Here is a 22410-nt window from a genome sequence, read left to right on the forward strand (position 1 = left end):
ACAATAACAGGAGTTTACCATGACCAAGAAAATCAGAACTTATAGTGACGAATTTAAAGCCGAAGCTGTCAAGAAAATAGCAGATAATAATGGCAATATTTCAGCGACTGCAAAGCAGCTTGGTATTGCCATGCAAACGCTCTCAAACTGGAATAACAAATCCAATCAAGGCAAGCTTGTCGGCACAGAGCAATATGATCCTGACCTTATGAGTGCTCTTCAAGAAATAAAGCAGCTCAAGCGTCAGCTCAAAGTGGCTGAAGAGGAGCGTGAAATACTAAAAAATGCGACGGCGTACTTCGCGAATGAGGAACGTTAAGAAACAGTCTGGGAGACTGTTTTAGTGACGCAAGGCGTAGGGCTATGCCCGAAGTGGCAGTTAGTAAAGTACGCCTTTATCAAACCCCCATATCAACAACATCACCTAAGAAAACTAGACTTCGTAATCTAGCCTTATACACTATATGAATAATAGCATTCAGAGCCTTTTCGACTTATCAAAATAAAATAGACCTATAGTAGGTCTACATATTATTAATATTTTGAACACTAGGATATTGAGGTGTATGCTACTTAGCAATCAATAATCCTACAGTAACTTCAAAACAATACTCATCTTTGATAGTGATATTGACCGTCCCTTTATGAGCATTAGCAATAGCCTGAACGATAGATAAACCCAAACCTGAGCCTGAGTGGTGCTGGCTAGTTTTATCATGACGATAAAAGCGCTCAAACAATCGATCTGCTTCGCTTTGGTTTAACGGTTTTTCTAGAAGATTAGTAAAAGTTATCTCTAGCCAAGATTGCTTCGCGGTTTGAGTGTTACTTTGATCGTCTTCAAGCATCTTATAAGTATTAACGGAAGTATTTGGAGTGTTGACAGTGGCTGATATTGTGATGACACTATTACTAGCGGCGTAGTAGATCGCGTTTGATAGCAGATTAGCAAATAGCCTTTGCAATAAACCTTCATCGCCTAATACTGCCTTAAAATCTCCTAATTTTACAAAAGTTATTTTACGATCCTCGGCAATCATTTCAAAGTAATCTAACAGCTTATTGATTAGGACCTCAGTATCTACAGTAGTCACTTGCGAATTACTCAGTCCTTTTTGGGTTTTTGCTAGCAGTAGCATGTTGTTAATCATCGCCGATAATTGCTCTAAGGTGTCATGTTGCTGATGTAATTGTTCGACATATTCCTCTTCCTCTCTAGGCTTATTTAACATGACTTGCGTTTGCGTAATCAGCGTCGCTATTGGCGTGCGTAGCTCATGCGCGATATTGTCTGAAAATCGCGACAACGACTCAAAATTGCTTTCAAGCTTAGCCATCATCGAGTTATAGGATTCTGCTAAAGGTCTTAGCTCTAATGGCATATCACTAACTATTACTCTTTCGCTCAATCTTTCAGGATGAATACCTTTCATCCTTTGCACGATAGTGGATAAAGGGGCAAAACCCCAATACACGCTTAAGGCTGCTATTGAAACCAACAGTAGTGTGATGGCAAATAGGATCAGACTAAGTTGACGGTTAAACTGTAATAAATACTGATGATGCACGTCAATGGGTAAGGCGATAAGGGCAAGCATGTCATCGTCTCCAATAACCATAGCTCGATAACGTCTGTCTTTAATATTTATTACAAACTGTCTGTCATCATGATTTTGCTGTAATGATAATAGGTTAAAGTCGGCACTTAATTCATTAGCAAAGTTTTTGGGAGTACTAGATAGCAATCGCCCCTCTTTATCAGCAATGATAGTTTTTAGATCGTAATCTAGCGCTGATGAATGCAGGTGATCATCATTTTCTGTGGCTATTGTAGGAAGTAGATTTGAAGAAGCTTTCGAGCTTAGCGGTTGTTGAGTGTTTGATGGACTTTGAGGCTTAGGTAGTGTCTGAGAGGCTATTTGGTTATCCGCCTCTGTTACGCGCTTACGTAGATTAAAGGCTGCGTGGGTAATGATTTCAGCATCCATTTGCTCAAAATGGCTTTTAACAGAGTGCTGTACCCAGATATAGATTATCAACTGCGATAAAACGACAAATATCGTCAATAAAAACACAGTTCGCCATAGTAAGGGTAAGCGTCGATTGTCCAATCTATTTATCATATTGGCTATCTTCCGTTTCGCTGGCAGCTTTATTACTAGCTGAAACGTCGACAGCATCTAATCGGTAGCCCATGCCACGCACAGTATGAATTAGCTTGGTATCAAACTCATCGTCTATTTTTATACGCAGACGTCTTATTGCCACATCAATCACATTAGTATCGTTATCAAAGTTCATATCCCATACTTGTGAAGCAATGATTGAGCGTGGTAATACTTCACCGCGGCGCTCTAATAGAAACTGTAATAGGGAGAACTCTTTTGCGGTTAGTTTAATGGGCGTGTCTCCTCTATGTACAGTGCGCTTGGCAATGTCCATTTTGAGATCCGCTATTTGCATGAGCGTACTTTTATAGTCGGCTTGATTGGCGCGTCGTAATAAGCTTTTTATCCTGACTATTAACTCTGCAAAGGCAAAAGGTTTGGTCAGATAATCATCACCGCCAATCTCAATCCCCTTGATTTTGTCATCTAAATCATCTTTTGCGGTTAAAAATAAAACTGGCGTATGCTTGCCAGCCGCTCGGTAATTACGTACTAGCTCAAAACCGCTAACATCAGGCAGCATAACATCCATGAGTATCACGCTAAACTCTTCAGTCATCATAGCATGGTAGCCATCTAAACCTGTCAGCTGATGATCAACAATGAAGCCTGCTTCACTTAAGCCTTTTTTTACATATTCGCCGAGTTTTAATTCATCTTCTACTAGTAGTACTTTCATAGTAATCCTTCAATATAATTATGATTTTATAATACCCAAATCAATATAAATGACAAAACGGACTGGTATCTGACAAAGATGTCATGCGCTCGTCATCAAATGGTCAGTCTTCGTTTGTTAATCTATACCTATAGTACATAGCGGCTCATTCTTGACATTCTTGATACGTGTAGCTACTATGAATTATTACTACAGGTAATTAGTTTCAATATTTAATAATTTATTAAGGATGTTATATGAAAAGCTATCGTTCATTCAAAAAAGTGGTGCTGCTATCCGCTTCGATGCTTATCGGTATATCAGCAGCTAATGCGCATACTACCAATCTAAGCACTTCAATTATCGATAATTGCGATAACTTAACTACGTTTGCCAGAAATCTAGATCACAATAACGCGCAGATGTCTGATGCTCAAATGAAAAGCTATGTTGATGCACGAGTCGCTTGCGAAGTTCAGCATCAAAATCAACATCTGCAGTCTGAAAAGTATTTTATAAAAAAATATGGTAGCGATCGTGATAGAAATGCTGATGCCATACTAAATGAATACGTGCCGGATTAAAATATAAAAGTAGCAAGATGACAATATTGTCATCTTGCTGTCATCTCTCTGTCAGAATCAATAAGTTATGCTTTAGACTGGTTATGCTTTAGACTGAATTAATATCCTAAAGCTTTATGTACCCTCAACTAAATCAATTAAGGATTAACCATGTCACTCTTTAAATCAAAGTCTTTACCTAAAGCAATCGTAGCCACTGCCGTCGCTCTAGTCGTTTCAACCTCAGCTATGGCGCATGATCCAAAAATGCATGCGCAAAAAGATCAGATGAACTGTGAAAAAATGCAAAAGCATATGCAAATGATGCAAAAAATGGATCATAGCAAAATGGATATGAACGATCCTGCCATGAAAGCGATGATGGCTAACATGGGTAAAATGAAGCAAATGTATCAAAAGCACTGCGTAACAGATAAAAGTGACTCTTAAACATTGATTTTATAAATCCTTTATTACTGCTAGATAGTTTCATCAATCAGTAATAAGGGTTTGTAGGAAATATTTGTAGACGCTAAGAGTAGGGTATTAAAGAAAATGGATTATAGGATAAACCCATGAAGTTTTTACTAGGAGTACTTTTCACTGTCGTGGTCGCTATTGTTGGTGTCTTTACTGTGGTTATGAGTGGTGTCATTAATATTGGCGCTGATCAAGGACATAGTCCATTGGTTTATAATTTCTTGGAAACCGCTCGCAATCGTTCCATAGCAAATGCCAGTAAAGATATTGTGGTACCAGACTTAGAGAAGGTCGATATCAGCTCTGGGGGCGCGGACTATAAGGATATGTGCGCAGGCTGCCATTTGTCTCCTGGGGTAGAGAGCACTGATTTTAGTGAGAGCCTATACCCTAAGCCACCTAATTTCACTAATGCGCAAGTAGTTGATCGTTATAAAACGGATGCAGGAGCTCAGCAAAGTTTTTGGGCGATTAAGCACGGTATTATGGCATCAGGCATGCCAGCATGGGGTGCTTCTCATGACGACGATAGAATGTGGGCAATGGTCGCTTTTATTAGATCACTACCTGAGTTAAATGAGAATCAGTATACCATGCTAACCACTAGACTGGATGATGACATGATGGATATGTCAGAAGGTGGAGCTGGAATGCAGCATTAATTCTTCCATATTCCTTTATAAAAGCGCAGTGCTAAATAGTGCTGCCTTTTGGGATTTAAACTTTGCCTATACTACACTTAGTTATAGGGTATAAATCTTTAGAAGGTTCAACAGATAAGCAGACGCTTAGGAGTAAGTTATGAGACGCTATATAAATATAATGGGCAATGGACATAAAAAGGTATCAGCTTCTGCTCTTTTACTAGTAGCAACGTCAACAGTAATGGCTTGTAGTCAGCCCGATACTAGTGTTTCAAATTCTACTCAAACTGAGCCAGCGTTTGCCACCAAAAGTGCTCAAATAGAGCAACCACAACCGCAAATGATGTCTGTCAGTGCTAATTCAGGTACTGGGTCGACAATTCTACAAAACGTCTCGGCTACAGTTTACAAAGATGCTAATTGTGGCTGCTGCAAAGAATGGGTAGGCTATGCCGAAGGTCATGGTCTAAGCGCAACTGCGCAAGACGTTACAGATTTATCTTTATTTAAAGAGCGTTACGGTGTCCCGCAGCAAATGCGCTCTTGTCATACCACCGTCACTACTAATGGTTATGTTTTTGAAGGTCACGTTCCTGCCAAATACATGGCACAGTTTCTAGCGAATCCGCCAACTGATTCCATCGGTCTTGCGGTACCGAGTATGCCAGTTGGTAGTCCGGGCATGGAATATCAAGATAAATTTATGCCCTATAAAGTCATGCAATTGAACAAGGATGGCAGCACTCAAGTGTATGCGGCTATTGAGTCGCCAGCGCAGCAGATGTAGTTCTATTAATAAGTTATCAGATATATAAGTTCAACTCTCATTTCATGGATTAACTTAGGTCAATATTATGAATAAAAACAGATTTAACCGCAGGCGTTTTTTGACAGGGTCATCCACCTTGCTCGGCGCGTCGATGCTATCCACACTACCGACGATGGCTAATAGTGCTTTAACTAAAAGCCAAAATGTTGTAGTCAATAGTGATAGAGCCGATCACATTGTACCTATACTAACGGGTAATGAATTTGATCTTTATGTCAGTGAGAAGATGATAACGGTCAACGGCAAGTCAAGCATGGCAACGCTGATAAATGACTCACTGCCTGCACCAACGCTTAAGATGCAAGAAGGCGATACGGTCACCATTCGAGTCCATAATCAGCTGAATGAGTCGACCTCTATTCACTGGCATGGCCTCTTAGTGCCGTTTGAGATGGATGGCGTACCGGGTATCAGCTTTGATGGTATTCCTGCGGGTAGCACCTTCACGTACAAATTTAAACTGACACAGTCAGGCACTTATTGGTATCACTCGCATACTGGCTTCCAAGAGCAGACCGGTATGCGGGGGGCTATTGTGATTGAACCTAAAGGGCGCGAACGCTACCCTATCGAGGAAGATCACGTTATCCTGCTTAGTGATTGGACGCATCGCGATCCGCATAATCTGCTAAAACTGCTTAAGCAGCGTGCTGACTTTGATAATTACCATTTGCCAGATTTTAAAAAACTGTTATCTGATATTGCAGCAACGGATTTAGAAGCGGCTTATGATAAACGTAAAGTGTGGAACCAGATGCGCATGATGCCGACTGATTTTACTGATTTATCTGGTGAGACCACGTTTACTTATCTTATGAATGGTAAAACGACAGCGGCTAACTGGACGCAACTTGTCAAGGCTGGACAGCCTGTCAAACTACGCTTTATCAATGGCTCCGCGCAGACGATATTTGATGTACGCATCCCCGGCCTAAAAATGAAAGTCGTCGCGACGGATGGGATTGATGTCGCGCCCGTTGATGTCGATGACTTCCGTATCGGGGTGGCCGAGACTTATGACGTCATCGTGACGCCCACTAAAGACGCGCATACCATATTTGCTCAAAACATCGATCGCACCGGCTTTGTCGCAACCACGCTTGCCACTAAAAGAGGCGCTCGCGCTGCCATACCTGCTATGGATGATGTTGAGTGGCTAACTATGTCCGATATGATGGGGGCTATGGGTGCTAATGGCTATGATGCCCGTCATGCTAAGACCGAATATGACTTTAAGACAGATATGCGCGTCGATAGTCCACGGATGAATCTCGATGATCCGGGTATTAATTTGCGTAACATTGATAGAAAGGTTTTGAATTATAGTCAGTTGCGCTCTGTCGGCGATGAGATAATGGCCGAGCAGCGCAAACCTACCAGAGAGATTGAAATACATCTAACCGGTAATATGGAGCGCTATATCTGGGCGTTAGACGGCATTATGTTTAAGGACGCACCGCCTGTTAATATCAAACCGGGCGAGCGTGTGCGTATTACCTTAGTCAATGACACTATGATGAACCACCCTATGCATCTGCATGGTATGTGGAGCGATTTGCGCGCGCCTGATGGCGATTTTCAAGTTCGCAAACATACGATAATGGTGCAACCAGCTCAAAAAATTAGCTTTGATGTCACAGGAGAAGCTGGTCGCTGGGCATGGCATTGCCACTTGCTCTATCACATGGAAGCCGGGATGTTTAGAGAAGTTGCCGTTGTTTAATAAACCTTCGAATATGAGCCTTATTATGAAAATATATAAAGTAGGTCTACCGTTTATTGGCATGTCATCTTTGATGCTACTAATGTCACCTTTAGCAAACGCTGCTGAGATGTCGAACATGGATCATGGCAGTATGGACATGTCTGGTATGGATATGTCAGATATGGATCACAGCAGCATGGATATGTCGGGCAATATGTCAGATATGGACCATAGTGGCATGGATATGTCAGGCGATATGTCGGATATGGATCATAGTGGTATGGATATGTCAGGCGATATGTCGGATATGGATCACAGTGGTATGGATATGTCAGGTGACATGTCAGATATGGATCATAGTGGCATGGATATGTCAGGTATGGATCATAGCAGTATGAATATGGATATGTCTGGAATGCAAGGCGGCGAACCACCTCCTAATGCTCGTAGTCCCGACTACTCAAATGGTGTTGACTATGGACAGTATGGTAAGCCTGTGATGATGGATAGCTTACCGTTATGGGGTGTGTCAGTAGAAACTTTGGGCTATCAGTTTGAGAATGACCAAATCGATTTTGAGTTTGATACGTGGTACGGTACTGATAGTAATCGTGTCACTCTACGCAGTGAGGGTAGTGCTCAAACTAACGATGATAAAGAAATCGATAGTCTGACCTCGCTCGCTTACTGGAAGCCTCTCGGTATCTATTGGAACGGAGAAGCAGGTGTCGCTTATAATACTGAAAACGATAAGTCCGCAATCATGGCTGGCATTGTCGGTACAGCGCCGTACTTTGTTGAGACTGACGCAAGAGCCTATCTCTATACTGATGGACAAGTCCAGCTTGATCTTGGTACAGCGTACGAGTGGCGCTTAGCTCAGCGTTGGGTGGTCAGACCAGAAGTGCAGTTGACTGCTTTCAGTAAAGATGATACTGACAACGGTATTACTAAAGGTTTTAATGAGCTTGAAACTGAAGTTCGGTTAGCTTATGAAACCCTAAGTCGTCAATTATCACCCTACGTTGGTTTTAGTTATGCATCAGCCTTAGGGGATGCACGAGACTTACGCCGCCAAGAAAACGTAGCCGTTGATTCTAATAGTCTGACTGCTGGTGTGATGTTTTGGTTCTAGTGTTAACCATGTAAGTAACAACAGTTTATAACACTAGCTCTAAAAAAAGGCACCTCTTTATTTAGGTGCCTTTTTACTAAATTAAGGACAAGAATATGAATAACCATATGGATAATAAACAGAAGCAAATGAACCCTTATGTAAAGTTCACAATCATGATTTTAACATCGACAGTGGTGATGTTTATCATGATGTATTTTAACACCTATCAGTGGGATCATATTTACTTTAGTGAAACCCGAGCTTATATGGCGCTGTATATGGGCGCGGTAATGGCAATTATCATGCTCGCCTTTATGACTAATATGTATAAAAAAACCAAGATAAACTTGATGGTTTATGGGGTTAGCGTAGTTTTATTTGCCTTTGGTCTTTGGGGCGTTAGATCACAACAAACGGTCGATCAAGTGGATTGGATGCAGGCGATGATACCGCATCACTCGATTGCTATTTTGACCAGTTCGCGTGCTGATATCGAAGATCCACGTGTACGTCAGCTTGCTGATGACATTATCGAAGCACAAAAGCGTGAAATCGGTGAGATGCAAGCACTTATTGATGAGTTGGAATAATATATTATGATACCAATAAGTAAGCTCTTCTTTAAAAACTATTTACTATATCGCGTCTTTTAATTCTAACTATACCTACTCCTTACTTCAAAAATAACCTGTAAAACTGAAGTTCTACGAAGAAATAGATTAAGGTCGAATAAGTATGAAACAAGATAGAACGACTCGCTATCAGAAGGATAGTTTGACATTATCAGGAACAGTTATGCTAGGTACCGGTGTCATGATCGGTGCTGGTATTTTCGCTCTGACCGGTCAGATGGCTCAGATGACGGGTTCGCTTTTCCCACTTGCTTTTCTAGCCGCCGCAATCGTTGTTTCTTTTAGTGCCTATTCTTATATCAAAATCTCTAACGCTTACCCGTCGGCTGGCGGTGTTGCAATGTACCTGCATCAGGCATACGGAGATCGTTTACCGACTGGATTTAATGCCATGCTGATGTATTTCTCCATGGTTATAGCGCAGAGCTTTTTGGCCCGGACGTTCGGGTCATACACTATGCAGTTATTCGGTGGCGATGACAGCGGTCGCATGGTATCCATCCTTGGCGCCGCGCTTATTCTTGCTGCGTTCTTTATCAATTTACTTGGTAATCGTTGGATTCAGGGGGTTGCATCGGTTATCGGTATTATAAAAATTGTCGGTATTCTTATATTCGGGTTGGTTGGTATCTGGCTAGCTGATAGCTTTGCAGTTGATTCTTCTACATTAGGTGACACTAATACTGTTGGTGACTTTCTTGGCGCAACGGCGCTAGGCATACTGGCATTTAAAGGCTTTACCACGATTACCAACAGTGGCTCGGAAGTAAAAAATCCTCATCGCAACGTCGGCCGTGCCATTGTAATATCAATCGCAATATGCGTAGTTATTTACACTCTAGTCGGTTTAGCGGTGTCTAGTAATCTATCTCTTGCCGAAATCATCGAAACTAAAGATTACTCCTTGGCTGCCGCCGCACGCCCAGCACTTGGCGACTATGGTCTATGGTTCACAGTTGCAATCGCAATGGTAGCTACCGCTGGCGGCCTCCTTGCTAGCATCTTCGCAGTCTCTCGTATGCTTGCTATGTTGACTGAGATGAAGCTGGTGCCTCATCGTCATTTGGGAATGCCGGGAAGCGTTCAAAAACATACGTTGGTCTATACTGTGGTGTTGGGTTTAGCTTTTACGACGTTATTTGACTTATCACGAATTGCAGCGCTTGGCATTGTTTTCTATCTAATTATGGATATCGCCATTCATTGGGGTGTTTTGCGATACCTTCGTCAGGATATAAAGGCGGTGATGTGGGTGCCTATAGTGGCCATACTTCTTGACCTGTTGGTTCTCGGCGGTTTTGTCTGGATTAAACTAAACTCAGATCCATTCGTACTTGGCGTAGCAGTCGTCACTATTGTAGTGATTGCTGTGGCTGAGCAGGTTTACCTGAAATCTTCAGCGAGGAAAAAAGCTATCGAAAAAGATACGCTTGCAGACCATCATTGACAGTAACATCAAAGAGTTTACAGAAAATTGTTTGGTTAAAAATTGCATAGATTTAAGCGTCTGCTTACTATCTTCAAGAATTGATTTCATGCAATACGATATTCATAAAGACAACAGGGAAAGTAAGCTATGAATGAGTCATTTAATCACGCTGGAACTTGGGGTCTCGCACTAATTGTTATTGTTCTGATTTCTTGGTTCTTTTACCGTTATTTCGCACCAAAGAACTGGCGTGAATGGGCGGGTGCTGGTGTAGTTCAGGCTTTCATTATTGCACTTTAAGCAGAAATGTATGGCTTTCCGCTCACTATATATTTATTAGTACGGTTTTTTGGTTTGGACAGCCAATATGTCAGCGCTAGCTTATGGTCGACCCTTGTTGGTTTAGGTGAGACAGGCATGATGATCTCAATGCTACTCGGCTATGCTATTGCATTTTTAGGAGTCGGTCTTTTTGCTCAAGGTTGGCGCCAAGTCCACAAAGCACGAGGGGAAAATCGTTTAGTAACTGATGGACTCTATGCCTACGTACGTCATCCTCAGTACACCGGGTTGTTTATTGCACTGTTCGGTGAGGGTGTGGTGCATTGGCCAACTCTGTTTTCAATCGGTCTGTTTCCAGTGATTGTGCTTGTATACACATGGTTAGCTCGACGTGAGGAACGGCATATGTTTGAAGAGTTTGGTAAAGACTACCTTACTTACAAACAGCAAGTGCCAATGTTTATTCCTCAATGGGGTCAATGGCGTCAACTTGCCGCCGCCGCACGAGTTAAAAAGTAATATCAATACAGGATAAAGCTTTAATTCATACAAATCCTTAGAGTTAGCATGGTTAGATACGATTGGTTATCTTGAGCTTGAACCACATCATACAATAGTGAGGATTACTAAGATGGTCAAATCAAACTTAACAACAAGTACTTTAAGGATTGCCCCTGTTGGCAACAGTGTATCGTTGTTTCTACTCATTAGTTACCTGTTATGCATAGGCTTTGGCTTACTTGCACCCGAACAGATAGCGATGCACGAAGCTTGGGCACCTCTACTACCTGGCTTTGAGTGGTTGACGTGGACAGGTTTTCTAATTGGGTTTGTCGAATCGTATCTTTACGGTTGGTATTTCGCAATCTTATTCGTGCCATTATACCGTTGGTTCGCCAAAGTGCGCTAAAGATATTGATATATTAACAGTCAGTAAACCTCTTCGGTTCGAGTAAAAATTAATTGAAGAGTTGGAGTGATCACAGTTTAGACTGAGGAGAAATCATAATGAATGGGTCAATGCATGGCATGATGAACGGCTCAATGATGTATGGCATGGGCTGGGTTATGATGCTTATCTGTTTGTTATTCACCCTACTATTTTTCGCAGTACTAGTACTAACAATCATGGCACTGCTCAAGTATTTGCGTGATAAAAACTAAATTCCAATTGAAAAGTATAGAAATTATTTTTTAGAGGTTTTTAGATTAATGATTAGATGAATAGCAATCGAGGATTGATGATAGTGCTTTAAGAGTTGTACTTATTATAAATATTTATTGTCTTCAAGGAGTGGTTTTATGAAACATATTGCCGATGAAAAATCTATCAAAGGTGGTCAGTACGATAAAGTACCAGAAAATTATAGTGGTACGGTTTATATCTGCCCGATGCATCCTGAGGTTAGAGATACTGAAAAGAGCGATTGTCCGATATGCGGCATGTTTCTTAAACCTGAAGACGAGGTTGCTGAATCCAACAACCATGAAGATAGTCATGCGCATTGTCATAAAGCGGATGCTAATAATAGTACTGAGTTAAAGTCTGTCGAAGACGATAAGTACGACAAGATACCGGAAAATTATAGCGGTACGGTCTATATTTGTCCTATGCATCCAGAAGTAAGAGATGTTGAAAAAAGTGACTGCCCAATATGTGGCATGTTTCTTAAACCTGAAGACGAAGTTGCTAAAGATGATAGTCACGCTAGCTGTCATGGAAAGGATACTGATAGTAGCGGAGTAAAATCTGTTAAAGGCGGTAAATACGATAAAGTACCTGCTGATTACGATGGCACGGTATATACCTGTCCTATGCATCCTGAAGTGAGAGACGTTAGAAATAGCGGTTGTCCGATATGTGGTATGGCGCTTGAGCCCGAAACGCTTACTATCGGTGAAGAGGACACCTCAGAGCTTGACGACATGACTCGTCGTTTTTGGATATGTACCGTGTTGACTGTACCGCTATTAATATATGTGATGAGCGGTATGTTTGGAGTTGACTTTAGTCAGTATGGTATACCTTCACAGGTTTTACAATGGGCTGAGTTAGTGCTCGCGACCCCTGTAGTGCTTTGGGGCGCCGCCCCGTTTTTCGTTCGTGGCTGGCAGTCTATAAAAAGCCGCAATCTAAATATGTTTACTTTGATTGCGATAGGCGTAGGCGCTGCTTATATTTTTAGTATTGTCGCGACCTTTTTTCCCGATATTTTCCCAGACAGTTTCAGAGATGCCTCTGGTCAAGTCGGAGTCTACTATGAAGCAGCAGCTGTCATTGTAACCTTGGTGCTACTGGGTCAAGTATTAGAGCTCAAAGCTAGAAGTCAAACTTCAGGTGCGATTAGAGCTTTGCTTGAGCTCGCACCACCAACCGCAAGACGTGTCGATGAAAACGGTGAAGAAGTCGAAGTCTCGCTTGATGAGGTCGTCACTGGCGATAAGCTACGGGTTAAACCAGGTGAGAAACTACCCGTAGATGGTACAGTGATCGATGGTAATAGTAGTGTTGATGAATCAATGGTGACGGGTGAGCCAATCCCTGTATCAAAAGTAGCAGGAGATACAGTGACTGGTGGTACGGTAAATGGCACCGGAACGCTATTAGTCGAAGCGGTCAATGTTGGAGCAGATTCAGTATTATCTAAAATTGTACAAATGGTAAGCGATGCCCAGCGTAGCCGCGCGCCTATCCAGCGCTTGGTAGATCAAGTGGCGGGTTGGTTCGTACCTATTGTTATTGTCAGCTCTATCATAACCTTTATTGTCTGGGCGATATTCGGCCCTGAGCCCGCTATGGCCTATGCTTTGGTTAACGCGATTGCGGTACTGATTATTGCTTGTCCTTGCGCCCTTGGTCTAGCGACGCCGATGTCCATTATGGTTGGTACCGGCAAAGGCGCGCAAAACGGCGTCCTCATCAAAAATGCTGAAGCGTTAGAGAGTATGGAAAAAGTCGATACCATTGTCGTCGACAAGACCGGAACACTGACCGCTGGTAAGCCCGAGCTTACCGCAATTGATGCGCAGGTAGGTCAAGATGAAGACGAGTTCCTCGCATTGGTAGCCTCAGTAGAAAGCGCTAGCGAGCATCCTTTAGCAGAAGCTATCGTTAGAGCAGCTCAAGAAAGATCACTCATTATTCCTAAAGCTACTGACTTTAATTCGACTACTGGCGAAGGCGTACAAGCCGTGGTCGATGGTAAGAAAGTCGCTATTGGTAACTCTAAGCTTATGGAAAGCCTAAATAGTTTTGATAATGAGCTGTCCACTAAAGCTGATGTCCGTAGAAAAGACGGTGAAACGGTAATGTTTGTGGCTATAGACGGTAAAGCTGCTGGTATTATTTCAGTTGCTGACCCTATTAAACCAAGCACTAAAGAGGCTATTTCACTGCTTCATGACGCAGGTTTAAAAGTTGTGATGCTAACCGGTGACAACGAAAAAACCGCGCAGGCAGTCGCCAATAAACTAGGTATTGATGAAGTTCATGCGGATGTCTCACCAGAGGATAAAAACCGTATCGTCAAAGAAATGCAAGACAGCGGTAAATTGGTCGCTATGGCGGGTGATGGTATCAACGACGCACCAGCGCTAGCGCAAGCTAATGTTGGTATCGCTATGGGAACCGGTACCGATGTGGCGATGGAGAGTGCGGGCATTACCCTGCTAAAAGGTGATTTAATGGGCATTGCCAAAGCTTATAAGCTTAGCCGCGCCACCATGCGCAATATCAGACAGAATCTGTTTTTTGCCTTTATCTACAATGCACTTGGTGTTCCTATTGCCGCAGGTGTGCTCTATCCCATATTTGGGCTTCTGCTCAGTCCGATGATAGCAGCGGCAGCGATGAGCTTGTCGTCATTCTCGGTGATTGCTAACGCGCTGCGATTGCGCCGTTTGAAACTATAATTCTGGTACGGTAAAAAGTGTTCTAAAGCACACTGACACATACTGGTCTAAACAAGATCACAAAATATAAGGATACCGTTATGGGCAGCTTTTCTATTACACATTGGCTGATTTTATTGGTCGTAGTGGTGGTCGTATTTGGTACTGCCAAGCTTAAAAATGCAGGTAAAGATTTAGGCGGTGCGGTGAAGGGTTTTAAAGAAGCGGTCAAAGATGAAGAACCTGAGAATGCTCGCAAAAATCATGTGCTTAGCCATGAAAATAGTACGCCAGCTGCAAGTAATGATTTAAATACGCGTGTAGGTAATCAGGCTGATGATATGGAAATCAGCCCTATTTCCACTGATGACCAGCCTAAAGTATGAAGCGCGCCGCTTATAAATAGCGGCACTAAGTAGTCTATTAATATATGTGACTGTTATGTTTGATATTGGGTTTTCCGAATTACTCTTGTTTGGCGTCATTGCTTTAATCGTATTGGGCCCAGAAAAACTGCCGCAAGCCGCACGTACCGCTGGGCAATGGTATGCCAAATTGCGTCGCACGATTTCAACCTTACAGTCTGATATAGAGTCTGAGCTTGATTTGGCTGAGACACGAAAACAGATGCAAGATGAGCTGGCAAAGATTCGTCAGACTGAGACAGACATGCGGCGTGAGTTAGCCGAGATGCGCGGTAGTATGGATAAGTTTGAAAACTCGCAAAACCAAAGCTTAGATACTTCCTATCAGTCAAACACTCCTCAGCAGCAAAATCATCAGCCAGATACTTCCTCTTCTTCAGCTATAGAGAAGGGGGATAAATGAGCTTATTTAAGCGCCAAAAAAGTCGCCAAAGAAAGTTAGCAAATACAGATGCTAAGGCGTCAGATGCTACCCATAATGTTGAGACTGATAATGTGCTGAATGTGCTTAGCGACATGCCTATTACTGAGCATTTGATTGAATTACGCAAGCATCTCATCAAAATATGCGTAGCCGTTTTGATCGTCTTCTTAGCATTGGTAGGGTTTTCGCGTGAGCTCTACAATCTTTTATCAGACCCTCTGGTTGCGCAGCTGCCTGCGAATTCGACTATGATTGCTACTGATATTACCTCGAACTTTATGGCACCTATTCGCTTGACGATTTTCGTTGCTGCCTTTGTAGTGATGCCGTATATTCTGTATCAAATTTGGTCATTTATAGCGCCTGGATTATATAAAAAAGAGAAAAAAATCACTATTCCAGTGCTGATATCTTCGATATTCCTATTTTATTCTGGTGTCGCTTTTGCCTACTTTGTGGTACTCAAAGGCGTATTGAAGTTCTTTATTTTATTCGCTCCGCAAAACGTTATACCTATGACCGATATCGACAGTTATTTAAGCTTTGCGCTAAAGTTATTTATGGTATTTGGACTCACTTTTGAGATTCCAGTGGTTACTTTATTATTGATAATGGTCGGTATCATATCCACTCAGAGTCTAGAGAGTAAGCGCCGATATATCATCGTCGGTTGTTTTGCTGTGTCAGCGGTAGTCACACCGCCCGATGGGGTGTCAATGCTATTGCTCGCGATTCCAATGTGGCTACTGTTCGAGTTAGGTTTGTTTTTAGCGAAAGTACTCATTAAAGAAGAGCGTAAAACCGTATAACCTTGCAAAGTAGCTAATTTATAAACTAGATATATTGCAAATTAAGTATCTTGCAAAATGACTATTTCGTAAAGTAACTATAAAAACAACCTTATCTTAAACATTTAAGACACTTTTTTTATTTTGGCTGTCCCCTAAACCCTATCAGTACATTCAACTTAGTAATGAGATTTAAATGGAATCCCTAATTAATAATAAAAACAAAACGAATGATAATCTGGCAAATCAGCTTAATCAAGAGTGCTATTGCCGTACTTTAGATCGTAAAGCGCTTAATAACAGCCTGCAAGATCAATTAGTAAACACAAGAGATAATCCAATAGGAGCGAACGAGCTTAATAAGCTTTTTTCAGCAACACCAGTGTTCGTTCCCAAAACAGAGATAGAAGCAATGGTGCGAATCATCGCAGCTATTGAGTCGACTGCTAGACTACCGTCATATCAACAGCAAGTACTGTCGTGGGCACCCAATATCGCTGCTTTCGACCCAGGCCCAATAGGGGCCCTCATGGGTTATGACTTTCACTTAGGGAGCGATGACCCCAAGCTTATTGAGATCAATACCAATGCTGGAGGCGCATTTTTAAACGTAGCACTTGCCCGCGCACAAAAACACTGCTGTCGCCCCTCAGAGCAAAGTGTTGCTACTACTAAAATGCTTGATGGGTTTGAAGAAGCGGTCGCTAATATGTTCATACAAGAATGGCAGCGACAATCGGCAACTAGCATGCCCAATCGCATTGCTATTGTGGATAATGAGCCCAAAAGCCAGTTCATGTATTTGGAGTTTCAGCTGGCCTGCCAACTACTTCAAGCTAAAGGCATTGATACCGTTATACTCGATCCGTCTGAGCTTAACTATGCTGATGGTGTACTGACAGCTCATAGCAAGCCCATTGATATGATCTATAATCGGTTAGTCGATTTCGCCTTTGAAAACCCCAACCACGCCGTGCTTAAAAGTGCCTATTTAGAGGGTGCGGTAGTAGTAACCCCCAATCCGCATGCCCATGCTATATTCGCTAATAAGCGCAACCTGACTTTACTATCCGATACGCAAACTTTGCAGTCGTGGGGACTAGGTGATGATGATGCAGAATATCTAAAAAAGTCAGTACCAACTACCAGAATGGTTACAAAAGAGGATGCAGCAGAATTATGGCGTACTCGGAGACAATTGTTTTTTAAGCCAGTAGCTGGTTATGGTAGTAAGGGCGTTTACCGTGGCAGCAAGATTACCCGCCGCGTATTCGAGACTATTTTAGATGAAAGCTATATTGCGCAGACCTTTATCCCTGCTACAGAGCGATCAATAAAGATTGATGATGTGGTGACGACTAGAAAGGTAGATATACGTCTTTATACCTATGCAGGACAGCTGCTACTAACTGCTGGGCGTATCTATCAAGGCCAAGCGACTAACTTTCGCACACCAGGGGGTGGCTTTGCGCCTGTTTTTCAAGTCTGAACATAGCATGAACATGTAGCTTTGGCTTCTTAAGTAACGTTTACTAGTTTAATTATTCTGCATACCAACTTATCAATAAAACATCATGCTGAATTGGAAAGATGATGATCCAAACCGTTATCCACTACTTCCTGCATTTTGGCATGCCGTTGATTATTGCCTATACTTTTTTTCGTGATGATTACAAACGAGTATATTTGATTCTTTTAGCAACCATGCTGGTAGATTTAGATCACTTGCTAGCAACACCTGTTTTCTTACCTGATCGCTGTAGTATTAATTTTCATCCATTACATACTTACTATGCAATGGCAGTTTATGCGGCTATGCTATTTCTACCAAAGCCCTATAGAATAATTGGTCTAGGATTGTTACTACATATGCTGACTGATTCAAATGACTGCGTAATGACCTATCTGAATAGACTCTAGTGCTTATGCGTAGTCGTTAGCTATAGTGAAAAAATTATACAGGATTAGTTAAAATAAATAGGGTAATCTTCCTTTAATGTCGTTCCTTCCTCAAAAAGGATAAAAAATGATTCTGGCAATTATAATGGCAGCGATTCTAATCGCTGTCTGCACAGCAATACATTATGGCGTATTAAAATTCTCGTCACAGTTTGTGACGCCGTCGCGCCATCCGGGACACTGCCTTGGGGTCGCAGTCGGCTCAATTGTAATTGCTCACACGTTCGAGGCCTTGCTTTACGCTGCTGGCTTTTGGATTGCTGTTTACGGCTTTGAAATCGGTAACCTCGTATCGTCCTCATCTAGCGATAGTAGCTCCCTTAATTTTATGGACTACTTTTACTTCTCGCTAGTTAACTTCACAACGCTTGGGCGAGGCGATCTCATGCCTACTGGACATCTACGATTTATGGCCGCGATGGAAGCCTTTCACGGTTTCCTACTGATCACAGCCTCTGGAAGCTTTGTTCTTCAGGTCATGAGTGGTAAAAAACCCCTCTCAAGTTAGCTACAAGCTCTCTCAACTATAGGTCGCGCTGAGATCCATAACTCACGTCAGGACACCGATATTATTCTGACACAGAAAAAATAGTTCAAATCGTTATAAGGAATAAAGCTATGAATCCAAACAATAAAGACCAACAAGACATTCATCAGTCTGCTATTGCTAATAAAACGTTAAATACTGATGACAACTGGATTAAGAAAATATGGGCGTGGGCAGATGAGTTTGAGCTTAAGGACTCTGAAATTCCTCGTGACAAAGAGTCATTGCTAGCCCTAAAAAAGCTAGAGATCGTAGAGCCTGAACTCGATGAGCAGCACTCAAGAGACGTCTATAGAATAGCCTATCTACCCGATGAGCTCACCAAGCTTACAAATCTAGTAGAAATAACTATCAGTGGCATATCTTCAAGCCAGCTACCGCCCAATATCGGTAAGCTCACTAACCTAACCAAACTGTCTATTAGTCACTCTAAACTTGTCGCATTACCTGAGAGCATCGGGCAACTGAGTTATCTTACTGAACTCTTTATTGATCAAAGTGAACTCGAAGCGCTACCTGATAGTATTGGACAACTTCATAACCTTACTAAGATGTTCATTGGTCGCTGTCAGATTCAATGTTTACCTGACAGCATTGGACAGCTTACTAAGCTTACGGTACTTGATATAGTTCACTGTGAGATTGAAGAACTGCCTGACAGCATAGGGCAGCTTATTAACCTCGCTAAGCTTTTTATTAGTTATTGCCCGCTCAAGCACTTGCCTGACAGCATAGAGCAACTCAAAAATTTAAATGACCTTGATCTTATTAACTGTGATCTCAAAGACCTACCTAGTAGTATTGGACAGCTTACCAACCTCAACAAGCTTTATATTAATCGTTGTCGTATTAAAGAGTTGCCCGCCAGCGTTGGACAACTGAGCAGTCTTACAGAGCTTTTTATTACTCATTGTGAGCTTGAAGAGCTACCTGATAGCATAGGCCAGCTTTTGAGCTTAACTCACCTTGACCTGCTTCACCTTGAACTAACGGAGCTACCCGATAGCTTTGGACACCTCATTAACCTTGCTGAGCTTAATATTATCAACTGTAAACTTAAAGTATTGCCTGATAGCATCGGACAGCTCGTTAACTTAACTAAGCTCAATTTTAATCACTCTAAGCTTGAAGTCCTACCTGATAGCATAGGGCAGCTTATTAGCTTAACTGAGCTTTTTATTAGTCATGGCAAGTTTGACAAGCTACCTGATAGCGTAGGTCAACTTACTAATCTAGAGAAGCTTTATATTAACCATTGTAGCCTCAAAGAGCTGCCTGAAATCATAGGGCAACTTAAGAGTCTGACTGAGTTTTTTATCAGTTATTGTAAATTGGGCAAGCTACCTAATAGTATTGGTGAGCTTAATAATCTTGTTAAGCTTGAGCTTGTTTATTGTAATCTTAGAAACCTGCCAGATAGTTTTACACAGCTGAATAGTTTGAGATGTATCAATCTTACTGGTAATCCTCTTGATAGGCTTTCTCCGAGGGTGAAATGTTATTTACGTTCTATTGATACAGTCTACGGTTGGGATAAACAATCATACTCTTAGCGGTTGTGCGATATTCACATCATACTCTTAGCAAACTTCAAACATTAAGTTGCGAGACAATGCCACAATAGCATTGACTCGCCTTCTACAAAACCATATTCATGTTGCGGTTCAATTGCTATCAACCTTTCAAGAAGTAGATGATCCTTATGTGTTTGAGCGTGTTTTAGCTTCAGTGTATGGTGCAATATTATCGTCACAGAGCCATGAATCAATAAATGAGATATCCAGTTTTATCCTTAGCAATATTTTCGCTAAAGAAGAGGTGTATCCTAATGTTCTTGTAAGAGACTTTGCTCGAAATATCATTGAATATGCTAATAGTCATAATTTAGTAGGTTTTAGCGAAAGTGAGCTGAAGTTAGCTAGACCATCATATAAAAGTGTGTTTCCTAAAACTATTCCTAGTAATGAAGACATTGACAATGAGTACGCGAATGATTATGAAGATAAAACCATTCCTAAACATCGTTTTGCTCAAGATAAAATTATAGACTCAATGACGACAGAGTATGGTAGAGGTACAGGTTGGTACGGTGATTTTGGGCGTTACGTTTTTCAGTCTAATTTTAGTAACTGGAGTAATATAAATATTGATAAGCTTAGCAATTATGCTGTAGAAATAATTTTTAATAAATTTGGTTATGATGCAGAAAAACATGGTGAATTTGATAGAAACACTCCCTATACAGGTCGTGGTGAAAATAGAGTTGAACGAATTGGCAAAAAATATCAGTGGATGGCAATGTATGAAGTGGTAGCTAGAGTAGCGGATAACTTTGAAATGACAGACCCATCAACACGTTGGAAAGATGATAAGAAATATCTATGGTATAACGGTTCTGTAGAGCCTTCTTTTAGAGATATTGACCCTACATTCATACCTCCTGATTCAACTAACATCCGTCTTATAACTCCCCCTAATTACAATGGGTGGAGTGATGATTTTGAAAATTGGGTAGTTTCAAAAAATGATTTAATTGATTCAAAAGAAGTCATCTTAAACCATTTTCAGAACGAAGACTGGTTATCCCTAGATAGGCATATTGAATTTGAGCCTAATAAGAAGTTAGGTGATGGTGACCATTCTGGCTCATATCAACGTGTATGGTATATGATCAACGCATATTTGGTAAAAAATGAAGACTTTGATCTGGTCGTATCAAATATACAGAATAAAAACTTTATGGGTCGATGGATGCCTGAGTCTGTAGAGAGGTATAACGATATATTCAACTTAGAGTATTACTGGTCACCTTTACTTGAAATCTATGATAATGAATATTATGGTAATTCTGGGTGGCAAAACATATATGAACGCCGAGTTGGTTCAGATGAAGATAGTTTAGGTGAAGTTTACGTTTGTTCAGAAAGTCATATTTCAGAAGGGATAAAAAATCGTGATTTAGGCTATAACATCAGTGCACCTGCTAGATTATTATTCGAAACTTTGAGTCTAAAAAATGATAAGTTCTCTGGTTCATGGGTTGATAAGCATGATGAATTAGTGATGTTCGACGCTTCTTTTTATGGTAATGAATCTGGTAACAACCTAATGGTGAAAAAGGACGCATTAGAAGAGCTGCAAAAAAGCACTGGATGTAGAGTGATCTGGACAATACTTTCAGAGAAGATTGCGATGTACGGAGGTACCAAATCAACTGAAAAAAGGTTAAATATTTCGGGTGTATATTACCTAGAGGATGGTGAGTTGGTCGGTGAGGATTTTTTCTTTACAACTTGATTTTTATAAGTTATTTACAATTAATTAAACGTTACTGTAGTTAGTGTGGCTCTCTGACTTGAAATAAAAAAGCTACTTAAATGTAAGTAGCTTTTTTATATGCCTATTTCTAACCTTAAAATAAGTTTATGAAATATGAGTTTATTCATGAAAGAGCTAAAGAGTAACTATTGTCACTAATCAAAAATTAGATGTACATTTTTTCTCACATTTATCCAGATAAGCATCCAAATTCTTACGCCGATATACAATGTGGCCACCAGTTTTACTGTACGTTATTGCATCAGACTTATGACAGCGCATATACTGCAGAGTGTTCACGGATTTGTTTAGATAGGCCGCTGCGTACTCAGGCGAAAATGGAGTGTCAGCAGATGCATTCGCTACAGTTTCTTTCATTAATGTGAGCTCATCATGTGTGTAATCAGCCCATTTCTTTTTCTTAATATACATAGTTAAATCTTCATCTTTGTTAATGTTATTCAACAATACAATGATTAGAATTAAATAAATATAAATAGCAATGAAAAAAAACTACTATAAAGTGTGGATATAAGCAAAAACTCTAATTT

At 41.1% G+C, this 22410-nt stretch carries 24 protein-coding genes and 1 pseudogene; 22 read left to right on the forward strand and 3 right to left on the reverse strand.

Translation table 11 applies throughout. The features are described from left to right. Window positions 1–19: 19 nt before the first annotated feature. Window positions 20–283: pseudogene (locus GYK50_RS05445) on the forward strand (transposase); the annotation flags it as partial. A gap of 286 nt (window positions 284–569) precedes the next feature. On the opposite strand, the gene GYK50_RS05450 reads toward GYK50_RS05445, so the two are convergent. Then, window positions 570–2123, reverse strand: coding sequence for an ATP-binding protein (locus GYK50_RS05450; protein WP_212564401.1), 1554 nt, complete (start codon window positions 2121–2123; stop codon window positions 570–572). Beyond that, window positions 2113–2847: a heavy metal response regulator transcription factor gene (locus tag GYK50_RS05455; protein ID WP_025645672.1), complete on the reverse strand. Its 735-nt coding sequence runs from the start codon at window positions 2845–2847 to the stop codon at window positions 2113–2115. Before GYK50_RS05455 ends, GYK50_RS05450 begins: the two co-directional genes overlap by 11 nt. 236 nt (window positions 2848–3083) lie before the next feature. On the opposite strand from GYK50_RS05455, the gene GYK50_RS05460 reads away from it, so the two are divergent. The 21 genes from GYK50_RS05460 to GYK50_RS05550 all read left to right on the forward strand — a co-directional run bounded on the left by GYK50_RS05460 (window position 3084) and on the right by GYK50_RS05550 (window position 21838). After that, window positions 3084–3410 (forward strand): hypothetical protein, encoded by a 327-nt coding sequence (locus tag GYK50_RS05460; protein WP_071001784.1) that lies wholly within the window; start codon window positions 3084–3086, stop codon window positions 3408–3410. A gap of 150 nt (window positions 3411–3560) precedes the next feature. Next, on the forward strand, window positions 3561–3839 hold the full coding sequence (locus GYK50_RS05465) for a hypothetical protein (protein ID WP_071001783.1): 279 nt from the start codon (window positions 3561–3563) through the stop codon (window positions 3837–3839). 125 nt (window positions 3840–3964) lie between these two features. Further along, complete coding sequence (locus GYK50_RS05470) at window positions 3965–4531, forward strand: c-type cytochrome (RefSeq protein WP_071001782.1); 567 nt, start codon at window positions 3965–3967, stop codon at window positions 4529–4531. Window positions 4532–4670: 139 nt separating this feature from the next. After that, window positions 4671–5300 (forward strand): DUF411 domain-containing protein, encoded by a 630-nt coding sequence (locus tag GYK50_RS05475; RefSeq protein ID WP_071001781.1) that lies wholly within the window; start codon window positions 4671–4673, stop codon window positions 5298–5300. 67 nt (window positions 5301–5367) lie between these two features. Continuing rightward, window positions 5368–7065: a copper resistance system multicopper oxidase gene (locus tag GYK50_RS05480; protein ID WP_212564402.1), complete on the forward strand. Its 1698-nt coding sequence runs from the start codon at window positions 5368–5370 to the stop codon at window positions 7063–7065. A gap of 25 nt (window positions 7066–7090) precedes the next feature. Further along, window positions 7091–8182: a copper resistance protein B gene (locus GYK50_RS05485; protein ID WP_212564403.1), complete on the forward strand. Its 1092-nt coding sequence runs from the start codon at window positions 7091–7093 to the stop codon at window positions 8180–8182. Between the two features lie 95 nt (window positions 8183–8277). Further along, window positions 8278–8754, forward strand: a complete 477-nt coding sequence (locus GYK50_RS05490) for a DUF305 domain-containing protein (protein ID WP_068037340.1) — start codon at window positions 8278–8280, stop codon at window positions 8752–8754. Between the two features lie 145 nt (window positions 8755–8899). Next, window positions 8900–10243: an APC family permease gene (locus GYK50_RS05495; protein WP_265088802.1), complete on the forward strand. Its 1344-nt coding sequence runs from the start codon at window positions 8900–8902 to the stop codon at window positions 10241–10243. Window positions 10244–10372: 129 nt separating this feature from the next. After that, window positions 10373–10525: a hypothetical protein gene (locus GYK50_RS05500; protein ID WP_212564404.1), complete on the forward strand. Its 153-nt coding sequence runs from the start codon at window positions 10373–10375 to the stop codon at window positions 10523–10525. Between the two features lie 117 nt (window positions 10526–10642). Next, window positions 10643–11026 carry a methyltransferase family protein gene (locus tag GYK50_RS05505; protein ID WP_212564405.1) on the forward strand — a complete coding sequence of 128 codons (384 nt, stop codon included), beginning with the start codon at window positions 10643–10645 and terminating at the stop codon, window positions 11024–11026. 112 nt (window positions 11027–11138) lie between these two features. Beyond that, window positions 11139–11417 (forward strand): DUF5676 family membrane protein, encoded by a 279-nt coding sequence (locus tag GYK50_RS12865; protein WP_223334650.1) that lies wholly within the window; start codon window positions 11139–11141, stop codon window positions 11415–11417. 98 nt (window positions 11418–11515) lie between these two features. Next, entirely contained in the window at window positions 11516–11671 is a 156-nt protein-coding gene (locus GYK50_RS05510; protein WP_156770962.1) for a hypothetical protein, read from the forward strand. Window positions 11672–11809: 138 nt separating this feature from the next. Beyond that, the gene (locus GYK50_RS05515; protein WP_212564406.1) at window positions 11810–14419 is read left to right on the forward strand and encodes a copper-transporting P-type ATPase; all 2610 of its coding nucleotides are present in this window, start codon (window positions 11810–11812) and stop codon (window positions 14417–14419) included. 80 nt (window positions 14420–14499) lie between these two features. Then, a complete protein-coding gene (gene tatA, locus GYK50_RS05520) occupies window positions 14500–14784 on the forward strand; it encodes a Sec-independent protein translocase subunit TatA (RefSeq protein WP_011959992.1) in 285 nt (94 codons plus the stop codon). A 55-nt stretch (window positions 14785–14839) separates the two neighbouring features. Continuing rightward, on the forward strand, window positions 14840–15226 hold the full coding sequence (gene tatB, locus GYK50_RS05525; RefSeq protein WP_192992010.1) for a Sec-independent protein translocase protein TatB: 387 nt from the start codon (window positions 14840–14842) through the stop codon (window positions 15224–15226). A gap of 113 nt (window positions 15227–15339) precedes the next feature. Next, window positions 15340–16056 (forward strand): twin-arginine translocase subunit TatC, encoded by a 717-nt coding sequence (tatC, locus tag GYK50_RS05530; RefSeq protein ID WP_392397126.1) that lies wholly within the window; start codon window positions 15340–15342, stop codon window positions 16054–16056. A gap of 175 nt (window positions 16057–16231) precedes the next feature. Next, complete coding sequence (locus GYK50_RS05535) at window positions 16232–17524, forward strand: ATP-grasp domain-containing protein (RefSeq protein WP_212564407.1); 1293 nt, start codon at window positions 16232–16234, stop codon at window positions 17522–17524. Between the two features lie 104 nt (window positions 17525–17628). Further along, window positions 17629–17955 (forward strand): DUF6122 family protein, encoded by a 327-nt coding sequence (locus tag GYK50_RS12870; protein ID WP_025645701.1) that lies wholly within the window; start codon window positions 17629–17631, stop codon window positions 17953–17955. Window positions 17956–18061: 106 nt separating this feature from the next. Continuing rightward, entirely contained in the window at window positions 18062–18502 is a 441-nt protein-coding gene (locus GYK50_RS05540) for an ion channel (RefSeq protein ID WP_025645703.1), read from the forward strand. Window positions 18503–18612: 110 nt separating this feature from the next. Beyond that, on the forward strand, window positions 18613–20094 hold the full coding sequence (locus GYK50_RS05545; protein ID WP_212564408.1) for a leucine-rich repeat domain-containing protein: 1482 nt from the start codon (window positions 18613–18615) through the stop codon (window positions 20092–20094). A gap of 49 nt (window positions 20095–20143) precedes the next feature. Continuing rightward, window positions 20144–21838 (forward strand): hypothetical protein, encoded by a 1695-nt coding sequence (locus GYK50_RS05550; RefSeq protein ID WP_212564409.1) that lies wholly within the window; start codon window positions 20144–20146, stop codon window positions 21836–21838. A gap of 180 nt (window positions 21839–22018) precedes the next feature. On the opposite strand, the gene GYK50_RS05555 is transcribed toward GYK50_RS05550, so the two are convergent. After that, window positions 22019–22291, reverse strand: a complete 273-nt coding sequence (locus tag GYK50_RS05555) for a helix-turn-helix domain-containing protein (RefSeq protein ID WP_201611666.1) — start codon at window positions 22289–22291, stop codon at window positions 22019–22021. Between the last annotated feature and the right edge of the window lie 119 nt (window positions 22292–22410).

The sequence above is a fragment of the Psychrobacter pacificensis genome (assembly GCF_018336615.1).
Lineage (GTDB): Bacteria > Pseudomonadota > Gammaproteobacteria > Pseudomonadales > Moraxellaceae > Psychrobacter > Psychrobacter pacificensis.

Bases quoted from the DNA above. Each gene is read 5' to 3' on its own strand.
- GYK50_RS05535 (WP_212564407.1), top strand. From the start codon at position 16,232: ATGGAATCCCTAATTAATAATAAAAACAAAACGAATGATAATCTGGCA.
- GYK50_RS05510 (WP_156770962.1), top strand. From the start codon at position 11,516: ATGAATGGGTCAATGCATGGCATGATGAACGGCTCAATGATGTATGGC.
- GYK50_RS05465 (WP_071001783.1), top strand. From the start codon at position 3,561: ATGTCACTCTTTAAATCAAAGTCTTTACCTAAAGCAATCGTAGCCACT.
- GYK50_RS05455 (WP_025645672.1), bottom strand. From the start codon at position 2,847: ATGAAAGTACTACTAGTAGAAGATGAATTAAAACTCGGCGAATATGTA.
- tatA (WP_011959992.1), top strand. From the start codon at position 14,500: ATGGGCAGCTTTTCTATTACACATTGGCTGATTTTATTGGTCGTAGTG.
- GYK50_RS05490 (WP_068037340.1), top strand. From the start codon at position 8,278: ATGAATAACCATATGGATAATAAACAGAAGCAAATGAACCCTTATGTA.
- GYK50_RS05485 (WP_212564403.1), top strand. From the start codon at position 7,091: ATGAAAATATATAAAGTAGGTCTACCGTTTATTGGCATGTCATCTTTG.
- GYK50_RS12865 (WP_223334650.1), top strand. From the start codon at position 11,139: ATGGTCAAATCAAACTTAACAACAAGTACTTTAAGGATTGCCCCTGTT.
- GYK50_RS05540 (WP_025645703.1), top strand. From the start codon at position 18,062: ATGATTCTGGCAATTATAATGGCAGCGATTCTAATCGCTGTCTGCACA.
- tatB (WP_192992010.1), top strand. From the start codon at position 14,840: ATGTTTGATATTGGGTTTTCCGAATTACTCTTGTTTGGCGTCATTGCT.
- GYK50_RS05470 (WP_071001782.1), top strand. From the start codon at position 3,965: ATGAAGTTTTTACTAGGAGTACTTTTCACTGTCGTGGTCGCTATTGTT.
- GYK50_RS12870 (WP_025645701.1), top strand. From the start codon at position 17,629: ATGATCCAAACCGTTATCCACTACTTCCTGCATTTTGGCATGCCGTTG.
- GYK50_RS05500 (WP_212564404.1), top strand. From the start codon at position 10,373: ATGAATGAGTCATTTAATCACGCTGGAACTTGGGGTCTCGCACTAATT.
- GYK50_RS05505 (WP_212564405.1), top strand. From the start codon at position 10,643: ATGATGATCTCAATGCTACTCGGCTATGCTATTGCATTTTTAGGAGTC.
- tatC (WP_392397126.1), top strand. From the start codon at position 15,340: ATGCCTATTACTGAGCATTTGATTGAATTACGCAAGCATCTCATCAAA.
- GYK50_RS05475 (WP_071001781.1), top strand. From the start codon at position 4,671: ATGAGACGCTATATAAATATAATGGGCAATGGACATAAAAAGGTATCA.
- GYK50_RS05480 (WP_212564402.1), top strand. From the start codon at position 5,368: ATGAATAAAAACAGATTTAACCGCAGGCGTTTTTTGACAGGGTCATCC.
- GYK50_RS05555 (WP_201611666.1), bottom strand. From the start codon at position 22,291: ATGTATATTAAGAAAAAGAAATGGGCTGATTACACACATGATGAGCTC.
- GYK50_RS05545 (WP_212564408.1), top strand. From the start codon at position 18,613: ATGAATCCAAACAATAAAGACCAACAAGACATTCATCAGTCTGCTATT.
- GYK50_RS05515 (WP_212564406.1), top strand. From the start codon at position 11,810: ATGAAACATATTGCCGATGAAAAATCTATCAAAGGTGGTCAGTACGAT.
- GYK50_RS05450 (WP_212564401.1), bottom strand. From the start codon at position 2,123: ATGATAAATAGATTGGACAATCGACGCTTACCCTTACTATGGCGAACT.
- GYK50_RS05495 (WP_265088802.1), top strand. From the start codon at position 8,900: ATGAAACAAGATAGAACGACTCGCTATCAGAAGGATAGTTTGACATTA.
- GYK50_RS05460 (WP_071001784.1), top strand. From the start codon at position 3,084: ATGAAAAGCTATCGTTCATTCAAAAAAGTGGTGCTGCTATCCGCTTCG.